The sequence below is a fragment of the Streptomyces caelestis genome, from assembly GCF_014205255.1.
In the GTDB taxonomy this organism is placed as follows: Bacteria; Actinomycetota; Actinomycetes; order Streptomycetales; family Streptomycetaceae; genus Streptomyces; species Streptomyces caelestis.
On the sequence record NZ_JACHNE010000001.1, the window covers coordinates 3,681,368 to 3,699,383 of the forward strand.

Below are 18,016 nucleotides of genomic sequence, written 5' to 3' on the forward strand. Positions count from 1 at the left end.
GTCAGCGGCGGTGCTGGTCGCGGAGCATCGAGCGCAGGACCACGGCGGCGACGGCCACGGAGACAGCCGTGACGGCGACGGCGGCCAGGAGTGCGGTCAGCACGACGCCGCCGACGAGGACAGCCGCGACCGCTCCCGTGCTGACGGAGATCTGAGGGGCGGGACGCCGCGCGGGGGCCTGATCGGCAACGGTGTGGGGGTATGCGGGCGGCAGTGTCGGGCTGCCGGGGTACTTGGGCAGGAACACAGCAAAGCTCTCCTTACCTACTCGTCTAGTCATGTGAGCCGTTGACGATGTTCACGCCGGAGCGCGTACCGGACTCGATGGCCGGAGCCATGAACGTGTGCGAGAGCCAGAAGCCGAAGAGGGCGATCAGGACGACAATCCACGTGCGGACGCCGAGGAACTTGACCGCTCCCCAGGCGAAGAAGCCGAGGACGACGACGAGCGGCAGGCTGACGGTCACGGTTTCCGGGTCCTTTCAGCGGACGGGGCAGCGGTGGGTACGGGCGGCCAGCTCGGCGGCAGCGCGGCTGTCGTAGTCGGCGGAGAAGCCGCAGCGCGGGGCTGTGCAGGCGGCGGTGTGCTTCTCCCGGCCGCGACCGTCGTAGGACGTGCCGACCTGGACGGGGCCGATGCGGGTGACGGAGCGGAAACGGCGGTTGACGCTCACGTGGGTCTCCTCTCAGAGCTGGGCAGCGATGGCGTCGGCCATGGGCGGCGGAACGCCGAGGCGGGTACGCAGGGTTGGGGTGTCGATGGCCGTTCCGGTGCGGGCGTGGTGCTCGGCGGCGACTTTGCGGGCGTGCTCGACCAGGGCGGCCGGGACGGCGACCGGAGGCGGGGCCGACGGTGGAGCGGGTGCCGGGTCGGCCGCCGGTGGCATCGGTGGTTCTGGTGCAGGATCGGGCTCGTCGTCCTGGTTCTCGATGTCCTCGGGTTCCTGTTGGGCCACGGCGTTCCCGGTCTCGTCGGGCGACGCCGGCGGCGAGTGGACTAGGAGGGTTCCGCCAAGGAAAGCGACCGCGGGCCAGCCCGCGACGAGGATGCGGAGCCAGGCCGGCACGTGGTCCAGGTCGAGCAGTCCGGCTGTGGCCACGTTCGCTCCGAGGGACGCGGCGAGTGCGATCAGGAACCAGCACCACCCGGCCGCTTTCGCCTCCCCGGAGCGCAGTCGGCGCCAGGCAGCAACGAGCAGCAGGTCAACGCTGATCGGGTAGGCCCACGCTTTCCACCCGTCCTGTCCGGCCGCCGAGGCGACGTCGTGGAGGTGGGCGAAGGACAGCGCGGCGGCGATGACCGCCTGAACGAGCACCGCATCGACGCGGGCCAGGTGGGCACGCATGCTGCGGCTCCTTCCGGTTCGGGCATGGGAGGGGTAGGGACAGGGCGTGAGGCGGTCACGCCGACCGAGGTTGCGCGGGTCAGTCGGTCACCGGTCGGGGCCGCACCGCCGGGCCCGGTGTCTCGACGGGCCGTACGGGCACATCGGGCCGGAAAGGCTTGAGCGCGGGCAGGTCGGGAACCAGGTGGGCCGACTCCCGGCAGGTCTCGGCCGCGTCGCCCAGCGACAAGTACGGCGTGCGGATGCGGGACCAGCCGCCTGAGGTGTCGCCCGCCACGGCGAGGCCGGGCCGTTCGGGGGCGATGGCGCAGGCGGCCGTGACCGCTTCGGGTGCGATATCGCCGAGCGCCATCTTCGCGGAGGCCTCGTCGTTCACCCGGTGGCAGACGCGGCCGGTCAACTGCGCTCGCAGCATGGTGGCCCCCTTGCCCAGCTCGGCGCCGAAGCGCTGCCCGCAGACCTCCAGGTAGATGCCAGCCGCGCGACCGAGTTGGGCGAGCCGGATGAGCTGGGTGACCATCTCGTCCCGCCGTTCCTCGTCCTTCCTGGTGGCGACGAGGAACAGTTCAGCGACCTCGTCCACGAACAGAACGAGGGGAACGGGGCGTTCGGACTCGGGCAGTCCCCAGACGTCCGAAGTGATTTCCTCGGCCGGAGTGTCCGGCGCGATGCCCTGCCGGGCCTTGATCAGGTCGTAGCGGTCCTCCATTTCCTTCACGAGCACGGGCAGCAGCTCGGCGGCCTGCTCCGGATCGGTAGCCAGCGCGGACAGCCGAGGAGCGAACGGCGCCAGCTCCACACCACGCTTGCAGTCGATGCCGACCAGGGCGACCGGCTGAGAGGCGAGTCCGGCGATCAGGTGCCGCAGATACATGGACTTGCCCGACAGCGTCGCGCCGAGGGTGAGTTGGTGGGGCACAGTCCGGTAGTCGCGCACGAAGGGCGTGGCGTCCTCCCGCAGGGCAACCGGAACGCTCAGCAATCCAATGTCGATCTTGCGCGGCATCCGCACCCGGTGCAGGACATCGAAGCCGACAAGACGCAGTTCGACCACACCCGGCTTGACCGTCGAGACGTACACCGCATGAACGCCCCAGGCATGCCGCAGCCGTTCCGCCGAGGCGGCGACATCGGCCGGTTCCTGTCCCGGAGCGAGCCGGAGCCGGAGCCGCAGCCCTGTCGATGTGGGCCGGATGATGCCGCGACGCGGCGGTACGGGACGGACTTCACGGCGGGTGGTGGCCTTGACCGCCAGCATCCGCAGCCGGGACGGAGCCACGGTCAGGCCGCAGGCCTCCATGACCGAGCCGTACGAGCTGAGGAGCCGGGCCGTGGATATCGGCAGACCGACCGTGGACCAGTACACCCCGGGATGCTTGGCCCGGGCGTAGGCGGCCCCGCCGCCGAGTGCGGCGACAGGACCACCCACCTCCAGGAGTGTCGTCAGGTCGGTCATCAGGCAGCGGCCCCGGTGGCGGCCGGGAACGCGGCCGGAGTCACGGCGGCGGCGCGGTAGGCGATGCCGTGGCGCTGCTGCCCGTTGAAGACGCTCTCCCACGGCCGGGCCACCAGACCCGGCAGCGAGACCGGAGCCCCGAGCGTCAGCCCCTCGGACACTCCGCTCTCCGGAACGGTGACCTTGATCAGCGACGATTCGCCGTCCTCCAGGTAGACGACGCCGATCGTCATCAGGGCCTCTCCGCTGGTGGCGTCCTTGGCGATCTCGCCGGTCTGCCGGTCGCGGACCTTGGGCTCGGGCGCCTCGGTCAGCAGGATCGTTGCGGCGGAGGTCTCTACACGGATGGTGCGCAAGAACTTCTTCCCATCCACTCGTCTATACAAGATACGGTGTTCGAACCCGATCTCCGGGAACGGCAACCACCTTGCTACACAACTTGCCCACTCGTCTATACGAGTAAGCCTGTTGGGGTGTACGAGTTCGGGAAAGCAGGCCCCGCGCACCACCGCCGATCAGGCGCTCACGTCGCCGGGAGCTGGTACGACAGGACGTAGGCGTCGGCCGCCATGACCGTGTCGCAGACCTCCACGGCCCGTCCCTCCTGGTCGAACGCGGTCCGGATCAGGTGAATGACCGGCACGCCGGAGGCCAGCCGCAGCGTTCGCACCTCATCAGGCGAGGGCATCCGGGCACGGATCTCTTCCTCGAAGTGGTCGAGGCGGTGCCCCAGCTCCTCAAGCCGGGCATAGATGCCGCCGGGCCCGGGGTTCGGCTCGGCGATCGGCGTACCGCGCGCGATGTCGAGCGGCAGATACGAGGTGGCGAACTCCACCGGCCGCCCGTCCAGCAGATACCGGCGGCGCCGGGCCAGCACCCGCCGCACGGACCCGAGCCGGGTGGAGACGTCCTGACTGGCCTTCTCCTCCTTGACCTCCAGGCTGTCCACCTGCGGGTGACTGCCGGCGGCGTCGGCCTCCACGATGAACGCGGACTTTCCCTGCTCGCGGTGGCGCCGGGCGAACCGGTCGGAGGCGAGCCGCCGTACAGGCGGTCGTGGTCGCACGAAGACGCCCTTGCCGTGCTCGGCGTGCACCAGGCCCTCGCCCTGGAGGACGGAGAAGGAGTTTCGAACCGTCATACGGGAAACCCCGTAATGCTCGACAAGCTCCGCCTCGGAGGGCAGCTTTTCGCCCTCCTTGAACCGCCCACGGTCGATGGCCTCGCGCAGCTGGTCGGCGATCTGCCGGAAGACCGCACGATCGCTCGTGGGGTCGAGATCGCCGAGGAGGCCGGAGGAAAGAGAGGGCACGTGTACTCCTTTAGGTATCTAGACGAGTGGGCGAGCTTTGTTGCTACGGTGGAGAGCCTAGCCATCCGAGAGGGCAGAGGAACGTGAGCACCGACCGTCCGCACTCCGTGAGCGTCGCCGGAGTCATCGTCGACGACCAGGGCCGGGCCCTCTTGATCAAACGCCGCGACAACGGCCACTGGGAACCCCCGGGCGGCATCCTCGAACGCGAGGAAACCATTCCCGAGGCCCTTCAGCGCGAAGTTCTCGAAGAGACCGGCATCAAGATCGGGCTTCCCGCGACTCTGACCGGGATCTACAAGAACATGACGGGCCTGATCGTCTCCATGGTCTTCCGCTGTGAGGCCGCCGACGGCACGCCCACCACCGGGGACGAGACCCGCGCACTGCGCTGGGCCACCCGTGAAGAGGTCATCGAACTCACCGACGAGGCATACGCGATCCGCGTCCTGGACGCACTCGACGCGGTATCCCCGCCGGCCATCCGCGCCCACGATGGCGTGAAACTCGTCTAGCGCGAACCCGCTGCACATGGCGGCCTACCAGCACGAAGGAACTTGTATGCACGAGTATACGAGCACCGCCCGGGTCTGGGGACTCACTTGCCCAGGATTTCCGGAAGAGGTCAGTCGGGCCCGCCGCTGGACACGGGACATCCTGCGGGGATCCCCCCTGGCCGACGACGCCGAACTGATCGTGAGCGAGCTGAGCGCGAACGCGATCCTCCACACGGCAAGCGGCGGGGAAGGCAGCTTCCACTTGGCCCTCGCGGTCTCCCCCAAGGTGGTCGCCCTGTCGGTCACCGACGAGGGAGGGACGGGCACCGCCCCGAAGGTCGAGCACCAGGACCAGGACGCGGTACACGGCCGCGGCTTGGGCATGGTCAGCGTCATCGCACACCGGGTCGTCGTCCACGGCAGCCACAGCGGCTACACCGTCACCGCCGAACTCTTCACGGACACCCAGCCGGAAGGTCACCCGTGCTGATGGACAAGCCCCAGCGGGGATTCTGGTGCGAGTGCTGGACGCAGGACCTCAACGACGAGACAGGGTGGCCGGCACTCCGAGCATCGTTCGACGCCTACTCGGCACCACAGGCGGACAGATGGGTAGCGGTCGCCCTGCGCACCATCTCACCGGCACTCGACCCGGACGCCTCTGACGAGGCCTGGACCTGGCTCTACGACGGTCGCATCGATACGCGACGAGCCCTCTTACGCATGGAAGCCTGCACGGTCTCTGTGAACCACGCCAGCACCCGCATCACCTGGACGATCCGGCCAGTGGTCTTCCTGCCGCTGGCCCACCGCCAAGGCGTGCAACTTCCAGCCTGCGCATACGGCTTCACGCCCCGCACCACAGACTGAGTTACAACTTTCTCTACTGGTTCAAGGCGGCTCGCTCCGCTCACCGCACGCGGCCCGGCCCCCGGCCGGGCCTGCGCTCCTGTCTCCGCCCCGCTCCAGCCCGGCCGGCGCCCGTACCGCTACTGAGCAATCAGCCGCCTGCCGTCAGAGAACGGTACGTCGTGGCTGGGGCGGTCGGCTCCACGGCTTTACGGAGCCACTTTGGCGCGAGCCTCGAAGATCATGGCCCCAACGTCGTGCTTTACCGGGCAGGTCCACAGACTGCCCGACGCGCCGGAAGCTTACGGGGCCATGATCACTCGCGCCAAAGCAGCGCCACCCCAAAGCCGCTCCACCGACCTTCGCGAGTTGGACAAGCGGTAGCACGCAAGGTGCACACAACAACGACACTCACCCCCCCCTGTCGCTCATGAGGCCTACGAGGTAACGGTATGGCAACAAGACCCATGCGAGCCGCGCGTTCCTGAAAGGATTTTTAGTCCATGCCCCTGGCGCCACAAAAAGAAGAAAGGGACGGGATACTCACCGTGGGTGACTTCGCTATAGAAATCCTGGAGGCCGATAACAATAAGCGTGGAGATTTATTTGGCCGTCTCATACAGGACGTTTTCCACACCCTGGGCTATGAAGACTGTGTGCTCAACCTGCACAAGAGCGGCCGAGAGTTGGACGTCACAGCAACTCACAGGACCGAAGATCGGCTCTTGGTTGCCGAGTGTAAGGCAAAGTCCGAAAAGATCGGCGGCGACGAACTCAACAAATTTGCCGGAGCCGTCGAAGTTGAAAGGAGGAAGTCTTCTGCACCGATTTCCGCATACTTTATCTCTCTTAGCGGTTATAAAGTAACAGCCCTAGAGCAGGAGAGAGAGGCCCAGGGCCGTATGACCCTGCTAGACGGCCAGCAGGTGGTAGAGGAGCTAATACGAGGCCGGGTAATCGTCACGCGGAGTCAAGCCGCTTTGGTCGCAGGTTCGTGCACGGATCTCCCTGCGGACGCAAGACTCTCTAAAAGATCCATGATCCTTGCCCACGAAATCGGGTGGATATGGGCCATGTTTTTCTCTGTCGATGGCGAGGATTCTCTTTTTACACTCGTTCATGCGGACGGGCACCGCCTGAGCCTCGACCTAGTGGAGCAAGTACTCCAAAGCGATGAGTCCCACAAAGGAATTTTCCAACAACGAAAGTATCTACACCCAAGAGGGCTGAGCAAAGGAGCCGAAGAGAATCGCCAGGAAGCCCGCGATGAGTATCTATCCTATATTGCACGGGAGTGTGGAGAAATTACCCTGGAAGGGCTTCCAGCGGATGAAAACCTTGGCTCTAGGCGCATACGACTGGAGTCTCTCTATGTACCCACTTATGTAGAACGGGCTTACGTTTCCGGGGGGGAGGAGGCTGAAGAAGAGCAGGTTAAGCGCATCCCCTTTGCTGAAGCTCTGAGTGCAGATAGGCACCTAGCTCTACTCTCACCGCCCGGGGGAGGAAAAACGACCCTCTTGAAGCGGCTCGCCGTAGCCTACGGTGGATTCGGTCGACGCTCGGAAGTCAACGACGCTCTTCCAGATGAGAACTGGTTTCCTCTGCTTATCCGTTGTCGACAGCTGGGGCCTCACGTAAGATCTCCTATCCTGACTTCCCTCGGCAGTCTCATGAATAATGCCGAACGCCCAGACTTGTCAGAGACATTTGAGCAACTTGTTGCCCAGCTCCTTAAAGGAGGTGAGGCTATCCTTCTTGTTGATGGGCTGGACGAAATCAACGACCCGAGTGATAGAGCAACTTTCGCAGCCCAGTTGCGCACTTTCATCGGGACATATCCGCAAGTGCGAGTAGTCGTAACGTCCAGAGAAGCTGGCTTCAGAGTCGTATCCGGTGCTATGTCGAGTGTTTGCCAGCTCTTCCGTATCTCTGATCTTTCATCTACCGGAATTAGAAAGCTTTGCTCGGCCTGGCATCGAGAAGTAGTGGGTGACTCGGAAACAGCAGGACGCGAACTCGCCGAAGCAGTGCTTTCGAACGGGCGAGTTCGACAACTGGCTGTTAATCCATTGCTCCTGACCACACTATTGCTAGTTAGACGCTGGTTGGGGGAGCTCCCTTCTCGCCGGAGCATTCTATACGGAAAAGCGATCGAAGTTCTACTCATGACGTGGAATACCGAGGCTCGCGCTCCTCTAGATCAGGAAGAAGTAATACCTCAGTTGGCCTACGCTGCCTTCGTTATGATGTCAAATAAGGAGCAGTCTGTCAGCGCCAGAAGATTGAGAGGGATCCTCGACGATGCCCGTCGCGAGATGCCTGAAGTTCTTGGATATGCACGCATTTCCTCAGGGGAGCTAATCGAGCGCGTTGAAGATAGAAGTAGTCTATTGGTGCAAAGTGGCCATGTCGCCGAGGAAGGGCAAATACGTCCGCTCTTTGAATTCAAGCACCTGACGTTTCAGGAGTACTTGGCCGCTCTGGCAACCGTTCACTCATACCTCCCGCAGCGTGGCGAATACCTGTCTACTAGTGAAATTTTGGAGTCGCGAGTCGCTGATGCGTCCTGGCAGCAGGTAGTACCGCTTGCTGCGTCGCTCTCAAGCCCTCGTGAGGCCAAGGCTCTGGTGGAGCTATTGATGCGCAAGACGGAAGAGCTCGGGGTCACGGAGCGAGGGCTTTACAAGAAGGCCGACAGCTATCCCCCCTATGACAACCTGTTGCAGTGCCTCTCTGACGAGGTGCTCATCCCGCCCGTATTGGTTCGCGAGGCCATTGACATTCTGCTCCGCCATGGTACCCACATGGCAAATCCTGCTGTTGCTCTTCGGAAGACTAAGTTTGCTCGCGAAATAGAAGAAATCGCTTTCGCTGGCTACGAAATGGGGAACCCGCGGGAACGAGCTGATTATTCTCACGCTCTCGCGATCAGCCATATCGATCAACATGACCTTCACGGGGAATCGCTTCTAGCGGCCGTGGTTTCCGGTATAGGGAACCCTGATTTGCGAACTCACGTGGTTGCCTGCACCACCGCTATGCACATGAGTTTCCGAGCGCGGCGTCCAAGGGGGCTCGATGAGGAGGAGGTGGTCGATTCAGTCGAGGACATCGAGGCAGAGGTCTCAGACGACGAGGCTGCGGTATGGGAAGAAGATTATCTTGACAGTGGAATGGCGGACGAATGGCCAGAGCTTCGCCTGTCGGACATTCCAAGGGTTGATCGAATTGCCGCAGAGGTTAGCCCACTTCTAATGTCGACGCTGCTTGACGAGGAAAAGGAGGAGCGGATATTTCCCGTCATGTGGGCGCTGTGCTGGGCTTCGGCTTTTTCTCAGTTCAGCATGGACGATGTGTGTGCGGCTTTGATGAAGCTCATTCGACTTCTCTTGAATCACCCATCATCGGAGATGCGCAGGTTCTCGGCATGGACAATCTGGAGCCTCCCCCTGCTAGAAAGTAATGAGGCATTCTTGGCGAGCTTCGAAGCATCCTTCAATGACGAAAAGGATGCTATTTTCGCCTTGCTCAAGGAGGGTGTAGCTAAACCGGGAAGCGGCGCCGACACTCTGTCATCTGATATCCACAGGGCCGCACTCGTAATTACTGAATATCTAGACGGACCCGTCGCGGAAGAGGAACGGCATCAGGCACTCCGAGATATTGCCGAGTCGTATGATAAGAGCTGGGCAAGGGTCATGCTCAAACGCTTCCATGGCGAGACCGAAACGTCTGAGCCCTAGGGCGCCACTGAGCCGCAGCCGGTGCCGACCCTCGCTGACCGCGGCGGCAGCACTGCCAGGGTCGCCTACTTGCCGTGGACGAGGCATGCCGTCGGGTAAGTGTTCGACGGGACGCTGCGGGCTCGGGGGCTGTAGTCAGCCAGCCTCCGTACTACAACAGCACCTGATCGAGCGGGGAACAGCGGGGGTTCCGGTGCAAGAGCGCGCCGCGGACTGGGTCGCCGCTTAACCGCTCGCCCAGCTCAGCGCCCAAACGAGTCGAAATGCTCGCAGCTTCCCAAGCTGATAGCTCACGCTCCGTCGTCACGGGGCCGGCCGTCGCGGGTTGCTCTAGTTGACGACACAAGCCGATAGCGTGGCTGAGGGCGGTGGGGCTGCAGCGAGGCACACGCGCACCTGGTCGGTCGGCGCACCAGCCGTCATGGCTGGCTGTCGTAGCCTGAGGTTCGTGCCACTGTCGTGCCAGATGCAGCGGTCAGCCACGGTCAACGAGGGTGTCTGGCGGTTGAGTTGCTGGGCATCTCACGAGTCATCGAAGCCCCAGGTCACCGGCGCGATACCCCCGCCTCTCTCCTAAAGCGGGTGTCGCAGGTTCGAATCCTGCCGGGGGCACAATGCATTGCCGGTCTGACCTGGGGTTTCTTCCCCAGGGAGGGCTCCTACTCGGCCTCGGGCTCCGTCCGGGGCCGTTTGCGTGAGCTGGCGGGGAGTTGACCTTTCGAATGTCGCCCACTGGATCAGCGTCCGGCGAACATCTTCCTCCTACACCGCGGAGGCGACTTCTCCAAAGAGCCGGCCACACCACACAGAGCATGGCATACTTAAAGTATGGCAACCCGGAAGATCACCATCACCGTGCCGGAAGAGCTGGTGGAATCGATCAAGGAGCGCGTCGACGCCCGTGGGGTCTCCGGCTACATCGCCGCCGCCGCCGCTCACCAGGACGCCATGGACCGACTGCGCGAGTTGGCCGAGCGCCTCGAAGAAGAGCACGGCGCCGTGACGGACGACGAACAGCAAGCAGCGCTAGACCGCATCGCCGCTATCGACGGCTGGCATGACGAACAGCGATCGCATTCGGACGAGGCCGCGTGAGCCGCACCGCCCGAGCGAAGCTGCACCGGCCGCGGCAGCGCGTCTTCGTGTTCGACTCCGAGGCTCTCTCCAAGGCGGTCCAGGGCGATCGGGAGATGACTGCGCTGATCAAGACTGCTCCGCGACTCGACATCCCCATTGTCACCTCGGCGCTCACGACCTTGGAGGCATGGGACCTTCGCGAAACCTCGAGGCAGGCACTGTGGAACTGGACACTGTCCCGGATCCGCGTCGTGCACACGGACGACCAGGTGATCACCATGGCGCGCGACATGCTGAAGGCAGCCGGCCTGCATGGGCACAAGTACGCCATCGACGCCATTCTGGCAGCTGTGGCCGGGCGCGAAGCCGCGCGGGGAGCTCAGGCAACCGTCTTCACCTCCGACACTGACGACATGAATCAACTCCTCGCGGGACACTCCGTACGAGTCGAGAAGGTCTGACGAGACGCCGCCCGCGCCTCACCCCGACCACTCGCCGGCTCCCCCGAGCAGCCAACAAGCTCCGCCTCAGCCTGATCCAACTCCGCTGGAGGCGTCCGCTGCTGCGGCACCAGCACGAGCACCCCGGGCACCCTCAGGCCCAGTACGTCCCGCTCCTGCTCGGGCGCCGGCGTGAACCGCTCGGCCGGAGACTGCATGTCCAGGGCATGATGCGGACGTGAGGAGTTGCACTCCTCCACCCACGCATCCGGCGCCGCCTGAGCCGCCCCGACGCTGTCGAACGCACCGCAATCGTGGAGGAGTTCACGCAGCAACGTCTGATGGAACCGCTCGACCTTGCCCGTGGTGGTCGGCGACGCCGGCTGCGTCAGCCGGTGCGCGATCCCGTTCTCCCGGCAGATCCGGTCGAACAACACCTCACCACCCTGCCCGAACCGGTCGGGGAACTGCTTGCCGTTGTCCGTCAGCACCTCCTCCGGCACCCCGCACCTCTGCGAAGCCCGCGCGAACGCCGCGCAGACCGCCCACCCCGTCGCCCGCTCGGCCACCGACGCGATCACGCAGGACCGGGAATGATCATCCACACCGGTCACGACCTTCGCCTCGGACAACTCACCCGTTACCGGGTTGACCAGCATCACCCCGCCGAATGTCCATCAGCCCACAACTGCATCGCACGGTCCCGCTGCCAGCGCTTGTAATCCGACCGCTTCCTCCGCCGCGCCCCGGCTCCACCAGCCCATGCCGCACCAGGATCCGGTACACGGTCATCCGCGACGGCACCGGCGCCACCGCCCCGGACCCCTCCAGCACATGAGCGATCCGCCGCGGACCCCAGCGAGGATGCTTACGCCGCAGCTCACACACGACCGCCTCCACCTCGGCAGACACCTGATGCGGACACGAGGCCGGTCTGCGTGACCGGTCCGCCAGACCCGCGGCCTCATACCGGGACTTCCACACGCTGACCGTCTGCCGCGACACCCCCAGCGACCAGCGCTAATCCCGGCCTCCCCACACGCACCGCAACGACGCGCACAGAAAAGCCGATCACGGCCACTGTCAACCATCAGCTGGGACCGAAGTCAAGCATCTACCGGGGCCGGACAAGGCCCACAGCACAGACTGACTTGCCCCTTGCACAGCGTGGCAGAGGTCTCGCTTCCAGGAGGGAGAGGGCGATACGGCGATGTAATGTGCCCTCACCTGCACACCCTTGGGGGGATCATGCACATTCGCACCACCATAGCTGGGTTCGCGTTCGCCGGAACACTGCTGGTCGGCTGTAGCTCCACCGGCTCCAGCGACACCTCGTCGAGCGCATCTCCGAAGGGCACAAGCTCCGCGGCCGTAGCCCCGGCCGAGAAGCCAGGGGTACTGACCGCACAACAGGCCGTGGCAGCGCTGGGGAAGTCCATCCCGGAGTTGAAGCTCACTCAGGTCTATACCGAGGCCAACGACCCGAACCACCTGCTCGGGCGGCCGGGAGGCTACACCAGTAAGGCCGCCTTCGCCGACAGCCGTGTCTCCTCCGCGGACGTCGAGGGTCTGGACAATGACGCAATTGAGCGCGGCGGCAGCGTCGAAGTGTTCAAGACCGAGGAGGAGGCGAAATCTCGGGCGGAGTACATCGAGACGATCGCCAAGTCCATGCCCAGCGCGACCGAGTACCACTACATCACCGGCGGCATCCTCGTCCGTGTGTCGAAACTCCTGACACCTACTCAGGCAAAGGACTACGAGGCGGGCGCCAAGAACCTCTGACTTGTGAGGTGCGAAGGACTCACTGTGGGCTGTTCGACTGCCCCGCCACCGATCGCAATTGGCGGCTCTCCCTCAGATGAGGCTTCAGTGATGTAGTTCTCTCGTAGAGCAACCCGGTCCGGGCCCGGCACGCAAGGAGTCCTCGCGTGCCACTGCCGTGCCAGATACAAGGGTCAACCATGGTCAGTAACCGGCACCCGCGGGCACAACCGTGCCCGCTGGCCCGGTCGGAAAAGTCGCAGGTCACGGGCGAGACGTCCCCGCCTCTCTCCTGAAGCGGGTGTCGCAGGTTCGAATCCTGCCGGGGGCACAACGCATTACCGCTCTGACCTGGGGTTCTTCCCCAGAGAGGGCTCCCACTCGGCCTCGGACTCCTTGGCCGGGGCCGTTTGCGTGAGCGGACAGAGTTTGATCCCCCAAGAATCCGACGGATCGGCATGACCCAACGCGAGCGGTACGTCGCGCGGCTCGACCGGGCGCCCGGACACCGAGAACGACCACCGCCGCTACGCCGACCACGACAAACTCCGCTGCCCGGTGATCTCCGTAATCCGATCTCCGCTGAAGGATCCCGAGGACTTCCTCGTCGGCCGTTCCGTCGTCTTCTCCGCCGAGGCCCTGCGCGGCCGGGGCGACAACCCGCACGGCCGTCTCAGTCCCGTGCCGCCCCGGCCCGGGACAGGTCCCAGTACGCGGCGTACCGGCCGGCGCGTCGCAGCAACTCCTCGTGGCTGCCCTGTTCGACCACCCGCCCGGCGTCCAGGAAGGCGACGCGGTCGGCCCGGCGCACGGTCCCCATGCGGTGCGCCACCAGCACCACGGTCCGGCCCGCCATCAGCTCCTCGATGCCGGCGTGCACGGCCGCCTCGTTCACCGGGTCCAGGGCCGAAGTGACCTCGTCGAGCAGCACGATCGGCGCGTCCTTCAGCAGCGCGCGGGCGATGGAGACGCGCTGCCGCTCGCCGCCCGACAGCAGCGCCCCGCCCTCGCCCACGTCCGCCGACCAGCCGCCGGGCAGCCGCTCGATCACCTCGTCGAGACGGGCCGCGGCGGCCGCGGCCCGTACCTCGGCGTCGGTGGCGTCCGGGCGGCCGAGGCGCACGTTCTCCTCGATCGTGCCGTCGAAGAGGTAGACGTCCTGGAAGACGATGGCGATCCGCGCCATCAGCGCCGCAGTGTCCATTTCCCGTACGTCCACGCCGCCGATCCGCACCGCGCCCGCGTCGACGTCGTAGAAGCGGGCGAGCAGCTGCAGCAGCGTCGTCTTGCCCGCGCCCGACGGCCCGACGACGGCGAGCCGCCGGCCCTCGGGTACGGACAGCGTCACCCCGTCGGCCACCGTGCGGTCACCGTGCCGGAAGGTGACCGCGTCGAACGCGACGTCGTGACCGGCCGGTTCGCGCGGCGCGCGAGGCTCCGGCAGCGGCTTGGTGTTGAGGACGTCGTCGAGGCGGTTGAGTTCGGCGCGGGCGGCGCGGATGCCACCACTCATCTCGGCGAGGGACAGCAGCGGGTCGGCGCAGCGGGCGGCGAGCACCAGGACTGCGAGCACCTCGGCCGCGCCGATGTCCCCGCCGAGGGCGAGGTACGCACCGAGTGCGAGCAGCGCGGTGAACACCGCCTGCACGGTGACCGCAAGACCCAGCACACCTGGCAGCGCCGAAAGGGTGGAGTGACGCGAGGCGCGGCGCAGTTCCTTCAGGGAGTCGTCCAGCAAACCGAACCGCTCGCCGGTGCGGCCGCCGGCGCGCAGCACCGGCTGGGCCTGGAGGTACTCGATGACGCGGCCGGTGGCCGCGCGCTCGCGTTCCACGCGCTCCGTGTCGGTCGCCGTCGTCGCGCGGGCCGTGCGCAGCTGGACCGCGGCTACCAACGGCACAGCAGCCAGGCCGGCAAGCCCCAGCTGCCAGTTGACGGCGAGCATCACGGCGACGATCGTCAGCGGCGTCACACAGGCGGAGATGAACGGCGCCAGCAGGTGCGCGATCACGCTCATTGCCTGCAACACGCCCTGGCTGGCGAGGACGGACACCTCGCCGGTGCGGCCGGGCTGATACCAGCCGATGGGCAACCGGGCGAGGTGTTCACCGAGGCGCTCGTACATGCCGTGCAGCATCGTCGTGCCCACGCGGAAACCGGAGCGGTCGCTGATGTATCGCAGCACCGCATAGACCGCCACCGCCGCGCCGAAGGCGGCCAGCCAGGGCCGGGCGTCCTCGGGTGTGCTGCCGAAGAGCGCGCGCAGCACGGGCACCAGCAGGGCGTACGACAGTCCCTCGGCGAGGGCGGTCGCCGTCATCAGGGCAACGGTGCGGCGCACCGGCCCGGCGTACTCGTGGCCGAGCACACGCAGCAGTGTGCTGATCATCGGGCCTCTTCCCCTTCCATGGCACCGGCTTCCATGGCACCGGCGTGGATCTTCCAGAATTCGGCGAATGCGCCGTTCCGCGCGAGGAGTTCCGCGGTCGTGCCCCGCTCCACGATCTCGCCGTCGCGCAGCATCACGACGGTGTCGGCGTCGGCGATCGTCTCCAGGCGGTGGGCGATGACCAGCGTCGTCCGCTTCTCCCGGGTCTGCGCCAGCGCCTCACGCACCGCCTGCTCGGTCTGCGGGTCGGCGAAGGCGGTGGCCTCATCGAGGACCAGGACGGGGGCGTCTGCGAGCAGGGCGCGGGCGATCGAGACGCGCTGCGCCTCGCCGCCGGAGAGGCGGGCGTCCTCGCCGATCACCGAGTCGTAGCCGCGGGGCAGTTCGAGAACGCGGTCGTGGATGCTCGCCCGGCGGGCGGCGCGGACAACGGCGTCGCGGTCGGCGTGCGGGACGGCGAGGGCGATGTTGTCCGCGACCGAGGCGCGCAGCAGCCGGACGTCCTGGAAGACGAAGGACACCCGCCGGTACAGCTCCTGGCTGCCCACCTCACGCAGGTCGACGCCGCCGAGGAGCACGGAGCCGTGCGTCGGGTCGTAGAACCGCGGCAGCAGCTGCACCAGCGTGGACTTGCCGCTGCCGGACGGCCCGACCACGGCGGTGATCGTCCCCGGCTCCAGCACCAGGTCGATCCCGCGCAGCACCTCGCGCCCGGCCTCGGCACCCTCGTACCCGAAGCGGACGTCCCGCAGCTCCACGCGGTGTCCCTCGGGCGCCACCGGCCGTACGGGCTCGGGCAGCGACGGCTCGGCGAGTACGTCCCGGATGCGGCCGACGGCGCGCCGCGCGGCCTGCAGGTCGTCGAAGCCGTGCCCGAGCGCGGCCACGGGCGCGGTCAGCCCGAGGCCGAGAAGCAGGAAAGGCAGCAGGTCCGCCGGGGCGAGCCCGCCCCCGGTGATCCGGTACGCGCCGCCGACCAGCACCGCCAGCAGCACGAACGGCGGCGACAGCGCCACCTGCATCCCGGCGGCGACCCCGGAAAGACCGCGCACCATCCGGTAGAAGCTCCGGGTGAAGTCGCCCACCGCGGTACGGAAATTGCCGTGCGCCCGCTCCGACCCGCCGAACGCCTTCACCACCGCGATGCCCTGCACGAATTCGACCGCCGACGCCGAGATCCGCCCCATCGCGGCGTCGAACTCCTTCTGCTCGCGCAGCCGCGTGGGGGTCATCATCAGCGGCACCAGCGCGACCGCCAGCAGCACGGGGAGCAGCGTGATCAGTGTCAGCCGCCAGTCCACGGTGAGGAGGTAGCCGAGCGAGACCAGCGGCACCACGAAGGCGGAGACCAGTTCGCCCGGCGTGTGGGCGATGAGCGGGTGCACGGCGCTGACGTCCTCACCCACCAGTTTCGCCAGCTCCCCGTTGCGCCGCCGCGCGAGCCGGCCGATCGGCACCCGCCCGAGCCGCGCGGCGAGTTGCCGGCGCAGCGACAGCTGCACCCGGGTGTCGAGGAGGTGCCCGATGCCGGACGAGGCGGCCGTGAACAGCAGCCGTACGAGCAGCCCCGCCGCACCCGCGATCACGACGTCGCGCACGTGCCCGTCGTCGGCCGGCCCCGGCGCCAGCAGCGTACGGCCGAGCTCGACGACCGCGAGCAGCGGCGCCAGGCCGGCGACAGCGCCGATGACCTGCAGGACGACGACGACGGCGAAGCCGCCCGCGTACGGGCGTAATAGACGGGCCACGCCCGGTGGTGGCGGCGCGGTGGTTCCGGTGGAAGTCATGCGCTCACCTTCGCCGCGGCTGCGGCCCGCTGGATTGAAGAAATGTTCCGTCCGGGCGGGCCCGTAGCATGGACGCATGTCAACTGCCGTGCGCCAGCGCGTCGCTGCCCCCGTGTGGCAGGTCACGCGCCCGGCCCGGCCCGGCCGCGTACCCGGCGTCGTCCTGGCGGGGCTGCGCGACCGCGGCCCGGCTCCGGTCGACCACCGGCTCGACCCGCACCCCGTGCTGACGCTGGCGCTGGCCTGCGGCGAGGCGGCGCTCGGCATCGACGAGTCGACGGGGCGGCAGCATCGCGGCAGCCTTGTCACCGGGCTCGGGTTCGGCGTCGGCGGTGCGGCGCGGGTGCGGGCCGCGAACGTCGAGTGGGTGCAGGTGCGCCTGTCTCCCGCCATCGCGCGCGCCGTGCTGGGCGTGGGCCCTGCTGAGCTGGAGAGCTCCGTGGTGGCCCTGGACGACCTGTGGGGAGAGCGGCCGGCAGCCCGGCTACGCGAGCAGCTGGCCGGGACTGCCTCGTGGGAGGAACGTTTCGCACTCGTCGAATCGTTCCTCGCCCGGCTGTCCGCCGCGGGGCCCGCCATCGAGCCGGAGCTGGCCTGGGCCTGGGACCGTATCGTCGCCGGGCACGGCCAGGTGCGGGTCGAGGGGCTGGCCGACGAGCTGGGCTGGAGCCGCAAGCGCCTGTGGTCCCGCTTCCACGCGCAGCTCGGCCTGCCGCCCAAGCGCGCCGTGAAGCTCGTCCGCTTCGACTGGGCCGCCACCCGCCTGGCCGGGGGCCAGGAGGCGGCCAGGGTCGCGGCCGACTGCGGCTACGCCGACCAGTCGCATCTGCACCGGGACGTCGTGGCGTTCACCGGTGTGACCCCCGCAACCGTGGCCGCCCAGTCGCTCATCGCGACGGCCGACATGGCGTGGGTGGACCACGTGCCACGCCTCTCGGCACGATGGGGCAATGCCCCAGCCTCCCGTTTCGACGGGCCGCACCGGCCACCGCCGCCAACCGGCGGAGATGCCCGAGGTGGACGAGTTCCCGGGCAGGGTACGCATGGACGGTCCCGTCACCGGCGCCGGCAGTCCGCTCGCGCCGCCGATGCGGGTGGCTCCGACTGACGGCGGCTTCATGGGACGGTGCGATCTGGGCATCGCGCACGAAGGACCACCCGGCTACGGCCACGGCGGCGTCAGCGCCATGCTCCTCGACGAACTGATGGGGTAGGCATGCGCCGCGGCCGGCAACCTGGGCATGACCATCTCACTCCGGATGCGCTACCACGGGCCGGTGCCCCTGGCGACCCCCTTGCGGGCGAGCGCTCGAGTCACGGGAACCGACGGCCGCAAGATCTTGGTGACGGGCT

General features: G+C 67.0%; 17 protein-coding genes, 1 tRNA gene and 2 pseudogenes. 10 read left to right on the forward strand and 10 right to left on the reverse strand.

All coding sequences use genetic code 11. The annotated features are described in order from the left end of the window. Nucleotide 1: 1 nt before the first annotated feature. From HDA41_RS16595 to HDA41_RS16625, 7 genes are all read right to left on the reverse strand, one after another. Nucleotides 2-247: a SpdD protein gene (locus tag HDA41_RS16595; RefSeq protein ID WP_184984738.1), complete on the reverse strand. Its 246-nt coding sequence runs from the start codon at nucleotides 245-247 to the stop codon at nucleotides 2-4. A gap of 25 nt (nucleotides 248-272) precedes the next feature. Further along, complete coding sequence (locus HDA41_RS16600; RefSeq protein WP_184984740.1) at nucleotides 273-467, reverse strand: hypothetical protein; 195 nt, start codon at nucleotides 465-467, stop codon at nucleotides 273-275. Nucleotides 468-482: 15 nt separating this feature from the next. After that, nucleotides 483-674 (reverse strand): mobile element transfer protein, encoded by a 192-nt coding sequence (locus HDA41_RS16605; RefSeq protein WP_184984742.1) that lies wholly within the window; start codon nucleotides 672-674, stop codon nucleotides 483-485. Nucleotides 675-686: 12 nt separating this feature from the next. Beyond that, the gene (locus HDA41_RS16610) at nucleotides 687-1,346 is read right to left on the reverse strand and encodes a DUF2637 domain-containing protein (RefSeq protein ID WP_184984744.1); all 660 of its coding nucleotides are present in this window, start codon (nucleotides 1,344-1,346) and stop codon (nucleotides 687-689) included. Between the two features lie 79 nt (nucleotides 1,347-1,425). Then, complete coding sequence (locus HDA41_RS16615) at nucleotides 1,426-2,802, reverse strand: FtsK/SpoIIIE domain-containing protein (RefSeq protein WP_184984746.1); 1,377 nt, start codon at nucleotides 2,800-2,802, stop codon at nucleotides 1,426-1,428. Continuing rightward, nucleotides 2,802-3,158 carry an SCO3933 family regulatory protein gene (locus tag HDA41_RS16620; RefSeq protein WP_030851889.1) on the reverse strand — a complete coding sequence of 119 codons (357 nt, stop codon included), beginning with the start codon at nucleotides 3,156-3,158 and terminating at the stop codon, nucleotides 2,802-2,804. Before HDA41_RS16620 ends, HDA41_RS16615 begins: the two co-directional genes overlap by 1 nt. Nucleotides 3,159-3,325: 167 nt before the next feature. After that, nucleotides 3,326-4,114 carry a GntR family transcriptional regulator gene (locus HDA41_RS16625; protein WP_020274970.1) on the reverse strand — a complete coding sequence of 263 codons (789 nt, stop codon included), beginning with the start codon at nucleotides 4,112-4,114 and terminating at the stop codon, nucleotides 3,326-3,328. A gap of 107 nt (nucleotides 4,115-4,221) precedes the next feature. Here HDA41_RS16625 and HDA41_RS16630 point away from each other — a divergent pair, with 107 nt between their 5' ends. The 7 genes from HDA41_RS16630 to HDA41_RS16660 all read left to right on the forward strand — a co-directional run bounded on the left by HDA41_RS16630 (nucleotide 4,222) and on the right by HDA41_RS16660 (nucleotide 10,744). Continuing rightward, a complete protein-coding gene (locus HDA41_RS16630; protein WP_184993451.1) occupies nucleotides 4,222-4,629 on the forward strand; it encodes an NUDIX hydrolase in 408 nt (135 codons plus the stop codon). A 46-nt stretch (nucleotides 4,630-4,675) separates the two neighbouring features. After that, nucleotides 4,676-5,101: an ATP-binding protein gene (locus tag HDA41_RS16635; RefSeq protein ID WP_184984748.1), complete on the forward strand. Its 426-nt coding sequence runs from the start codon at nucleotides 4,676-4,678 to the stop codon at nucleotides 5,099-5,101. Beyond that, nucleotides 5,101-5,481 carry a hypothetical protein gene (locus HDA41_RS16640; protein ID WP_184993453.1) on the forward strand — a complete coding sequence of 127 codons (381 nt, stop codon included), beginning with the start codon at nucleotides 5,101-5,103 and terminating at the stop codon, nucleotides 5,479-5,481. The genes HDA41_RS16635 and HDA41_RS16640 overlap by 1 nt, the downstream gene beginning before the upstream one ends. Nucleotides 5,482-5,963: 482 nt before the next feature. After that, nucleotides 5,964-9,206 carry a restriction endonuclease gene (locus tag HDA41_RS16645; protein WP_184984750.1) on the forward strand — a complete coding sequence of 1,081 codons (3,243 nt, stop codon included), beginning with the start codon at nucleotides 5,964-5,966 and terminating at the stop codon, nucleotides 9,204-9,206. 537 nt (nucleotides 9,207-9,743) lie between these two features. Continuing rightward, a tRNA-Arg gene (locus tag HDA41_RS16650) sits at nucleotides 9,744-9,818 on the forward strand. A 216-nt stretch (nucleotides 9,819-10,034) separates the two neighbouring features. After that, nucleotides 10,035-10,301, forward strand: coding sequence for a hypothetical protein (locus HDA41_RS16655; RefSeq protein ID WP_180685965.1), 267 nt, complete (start codon nucleotides 10,035-10,037; stop codon nucleotides 10,299-10,301). Beyond that, complete coding sequence (locus HDA41_RS16660) at nucleotides 10,298-10,744, forward strand: PIN domain-containing protein (protein WP_184984752.1); 447 nt, start codon at nucleotides 10,298-10,300, stop codon at nucleotides 10,742-10,744. The genes HDA41_RS16655 and HDA41_RS16660 overlap by 4 nt, the downstream gene beginning before the upstream one ends. Nucleotides 10,745-10,848: 104 nt before the next feature. On the opposite strand, the pseudogene HDA41_RS16665 reads toward HDA41_RS16660, so the two are convergent. After that, nucleotides 10,849-11,731, reverse strand: a pseudogene (locus HDA41_RS16665) (IS481 family transposase); the annotation flags it as partial. Between the two features lie 240 nt (nucleotides 11,732-11,971). Between HDA41_RS16665 and HDA41_RS16670 the strand changes: the two are divergent. Next, on the forward strand, nucleotides 11,972-12,508 hold the full coding sequence (locus tag HDA41_RS16670; RefSeq protein ID WP_184984754.1) for a hypothetical protein: 537 nt from the start codon (nucleotides 11,972-11,974) through the stop codon (nucleotides 12,506-12,508). Nucleotides 12,509-12,991: 483 nt separating this feature from the next. After that, a pseudogene (locus HDA41_RS41240) lies at nucleotides 12,992-13,159 on the forward strand (adenosylhomocysteinase); the annotation flags it as partial. A 1-nt stretch (nucleotide 13,160) separates the two neighbouring features. Here the strand turns inward: HDA41_RS41240 and HDA41_RS16675 are convergent. After that, nucleotides 13,161-14,876 carry an ABC transporter ATP-binding protein gene (locus HDA41_RS16675; protein ID WP_184984756.1) on the reverse strand — a complete coding sequence of 572 codons (1,716 nt, stop codon included), beginning with the start codon at nucleotides 14,874-14,876 and terminating at the stop codon, nucleotides 13,161-13,163. Then, the gene (locus HDA41_RS16680; protein ID WP_184984758.1) at nucleotides 14,873-16,663 is read right to left on the reverse strand and encodes an ABC transporter ATP-binding protein; all 1,791 of its coding nucleotides are present in this window, start codon (nucleotides 16,661-16,663) and stop codon (nucleotides 14,873-14,875) included. Before HDA41_RS16680 ends, HDA41_RS16675 begins: the two co-directional genes overlap by 4 nt. 76 nt (nucleotides 16,664-16,739) lie before the next feature. On the opposite strand from HDA41_RS16680, the gene HDA41_RS16685 reads away from it, so the two are divergent. Continuing rightward, nucleotides 16,740-17,771, forward strand: a complete 1,032-nt coding sequence (locus HDA41_RS16685) for a helix-turn-helix domain-containing protein (RefSeq protein ID WP_311772145.1) — start codon at nucleotides 16,740-16,742, stop codon at nucleotides 17,769-17,771. The last annotated feature ends 245 nt before the right edge of the window (nucleotides 17,772-18,016 follow it).

What these genes read in the sequence shown, in the direction of transcription:
- HDA41_RS16610 (WP_184984744.1), bottom strand. Translation starts at nt 1,346, where the DNA reads ATGCGTGCCCACCTGGCCCGCGTCGATGCGGTGCTCGTTCAGGCGGTC.
- HDA41_RS16615 (WP_184984746.1), bottom strand. Translation starts at nt 2,802, where the DNA reads ATGACCGACCTGACGACACTCCTGGAGGTGGGTGGTCCTGTCGCCGCA.
- HDA41_RS16635 (WP_184984748.1), top strand. Translation starts at nt 4,676, where the DNA reads ATGCACGAGTATACGAGCACCGCCCGGGTCTGGGGACTCACTTGCCCA.
- HDA41_RS16640 (WP_184993453.1), top strand. Translation starts at nt 5,101, where the DNA reads ATGGACAAGCCCCAGCGGGGATTCTGGTGCGAGTGCTGGACGCAGGAC.
- HDA41_RS16645 (WP_184984750.1), top strand. Translation starts at nt 5,964, where the DNA reads ATGCCCCTGGCGCCACAAAAAGAAGAAAGGGACGGGATACTCACCGTG.
- HDA41_RS16655 (WP_180685965.1), top strand. Translation starts at nt 10,035, where the DNA reads ATGGCAACCCGGAAGATCACCATCACCGTGCCGGAAGAGCTGGTGGAA.
- HDA41_RS16670 (WP_184984754.1), top strand. Translation starts at nt 11,972, where the DNA reads ATGCACATTCGCACCACCATAGCTGGGTTCGCGTTCGCCGGAACACTG.
- HDA41_RS16675 (WP_184984756.1), bottom strand. Translation starts at nt 14,876, where the DNA reads ATGATCAGCACACTGCTGCGTGTGCTCGGCCACGAGTACGCCGGGCCG.
- HDA41_RS16680 (WP_184984758.1), bottom strand. Translation starts at nt 16,663, where the DNA reads ATGACTTCCACCGGAACCACCGCGCCGCCACCACCGGGCGTGGCCCGT.
- HDA41_RS16685 (WP_311772145.1), top strand. Translation starts at nt 16,740, where the DNA reads ATGTCAACTGCCGTGCGCCAGCGCGTCGCTGCCCCCGTGTGGCAGGTC.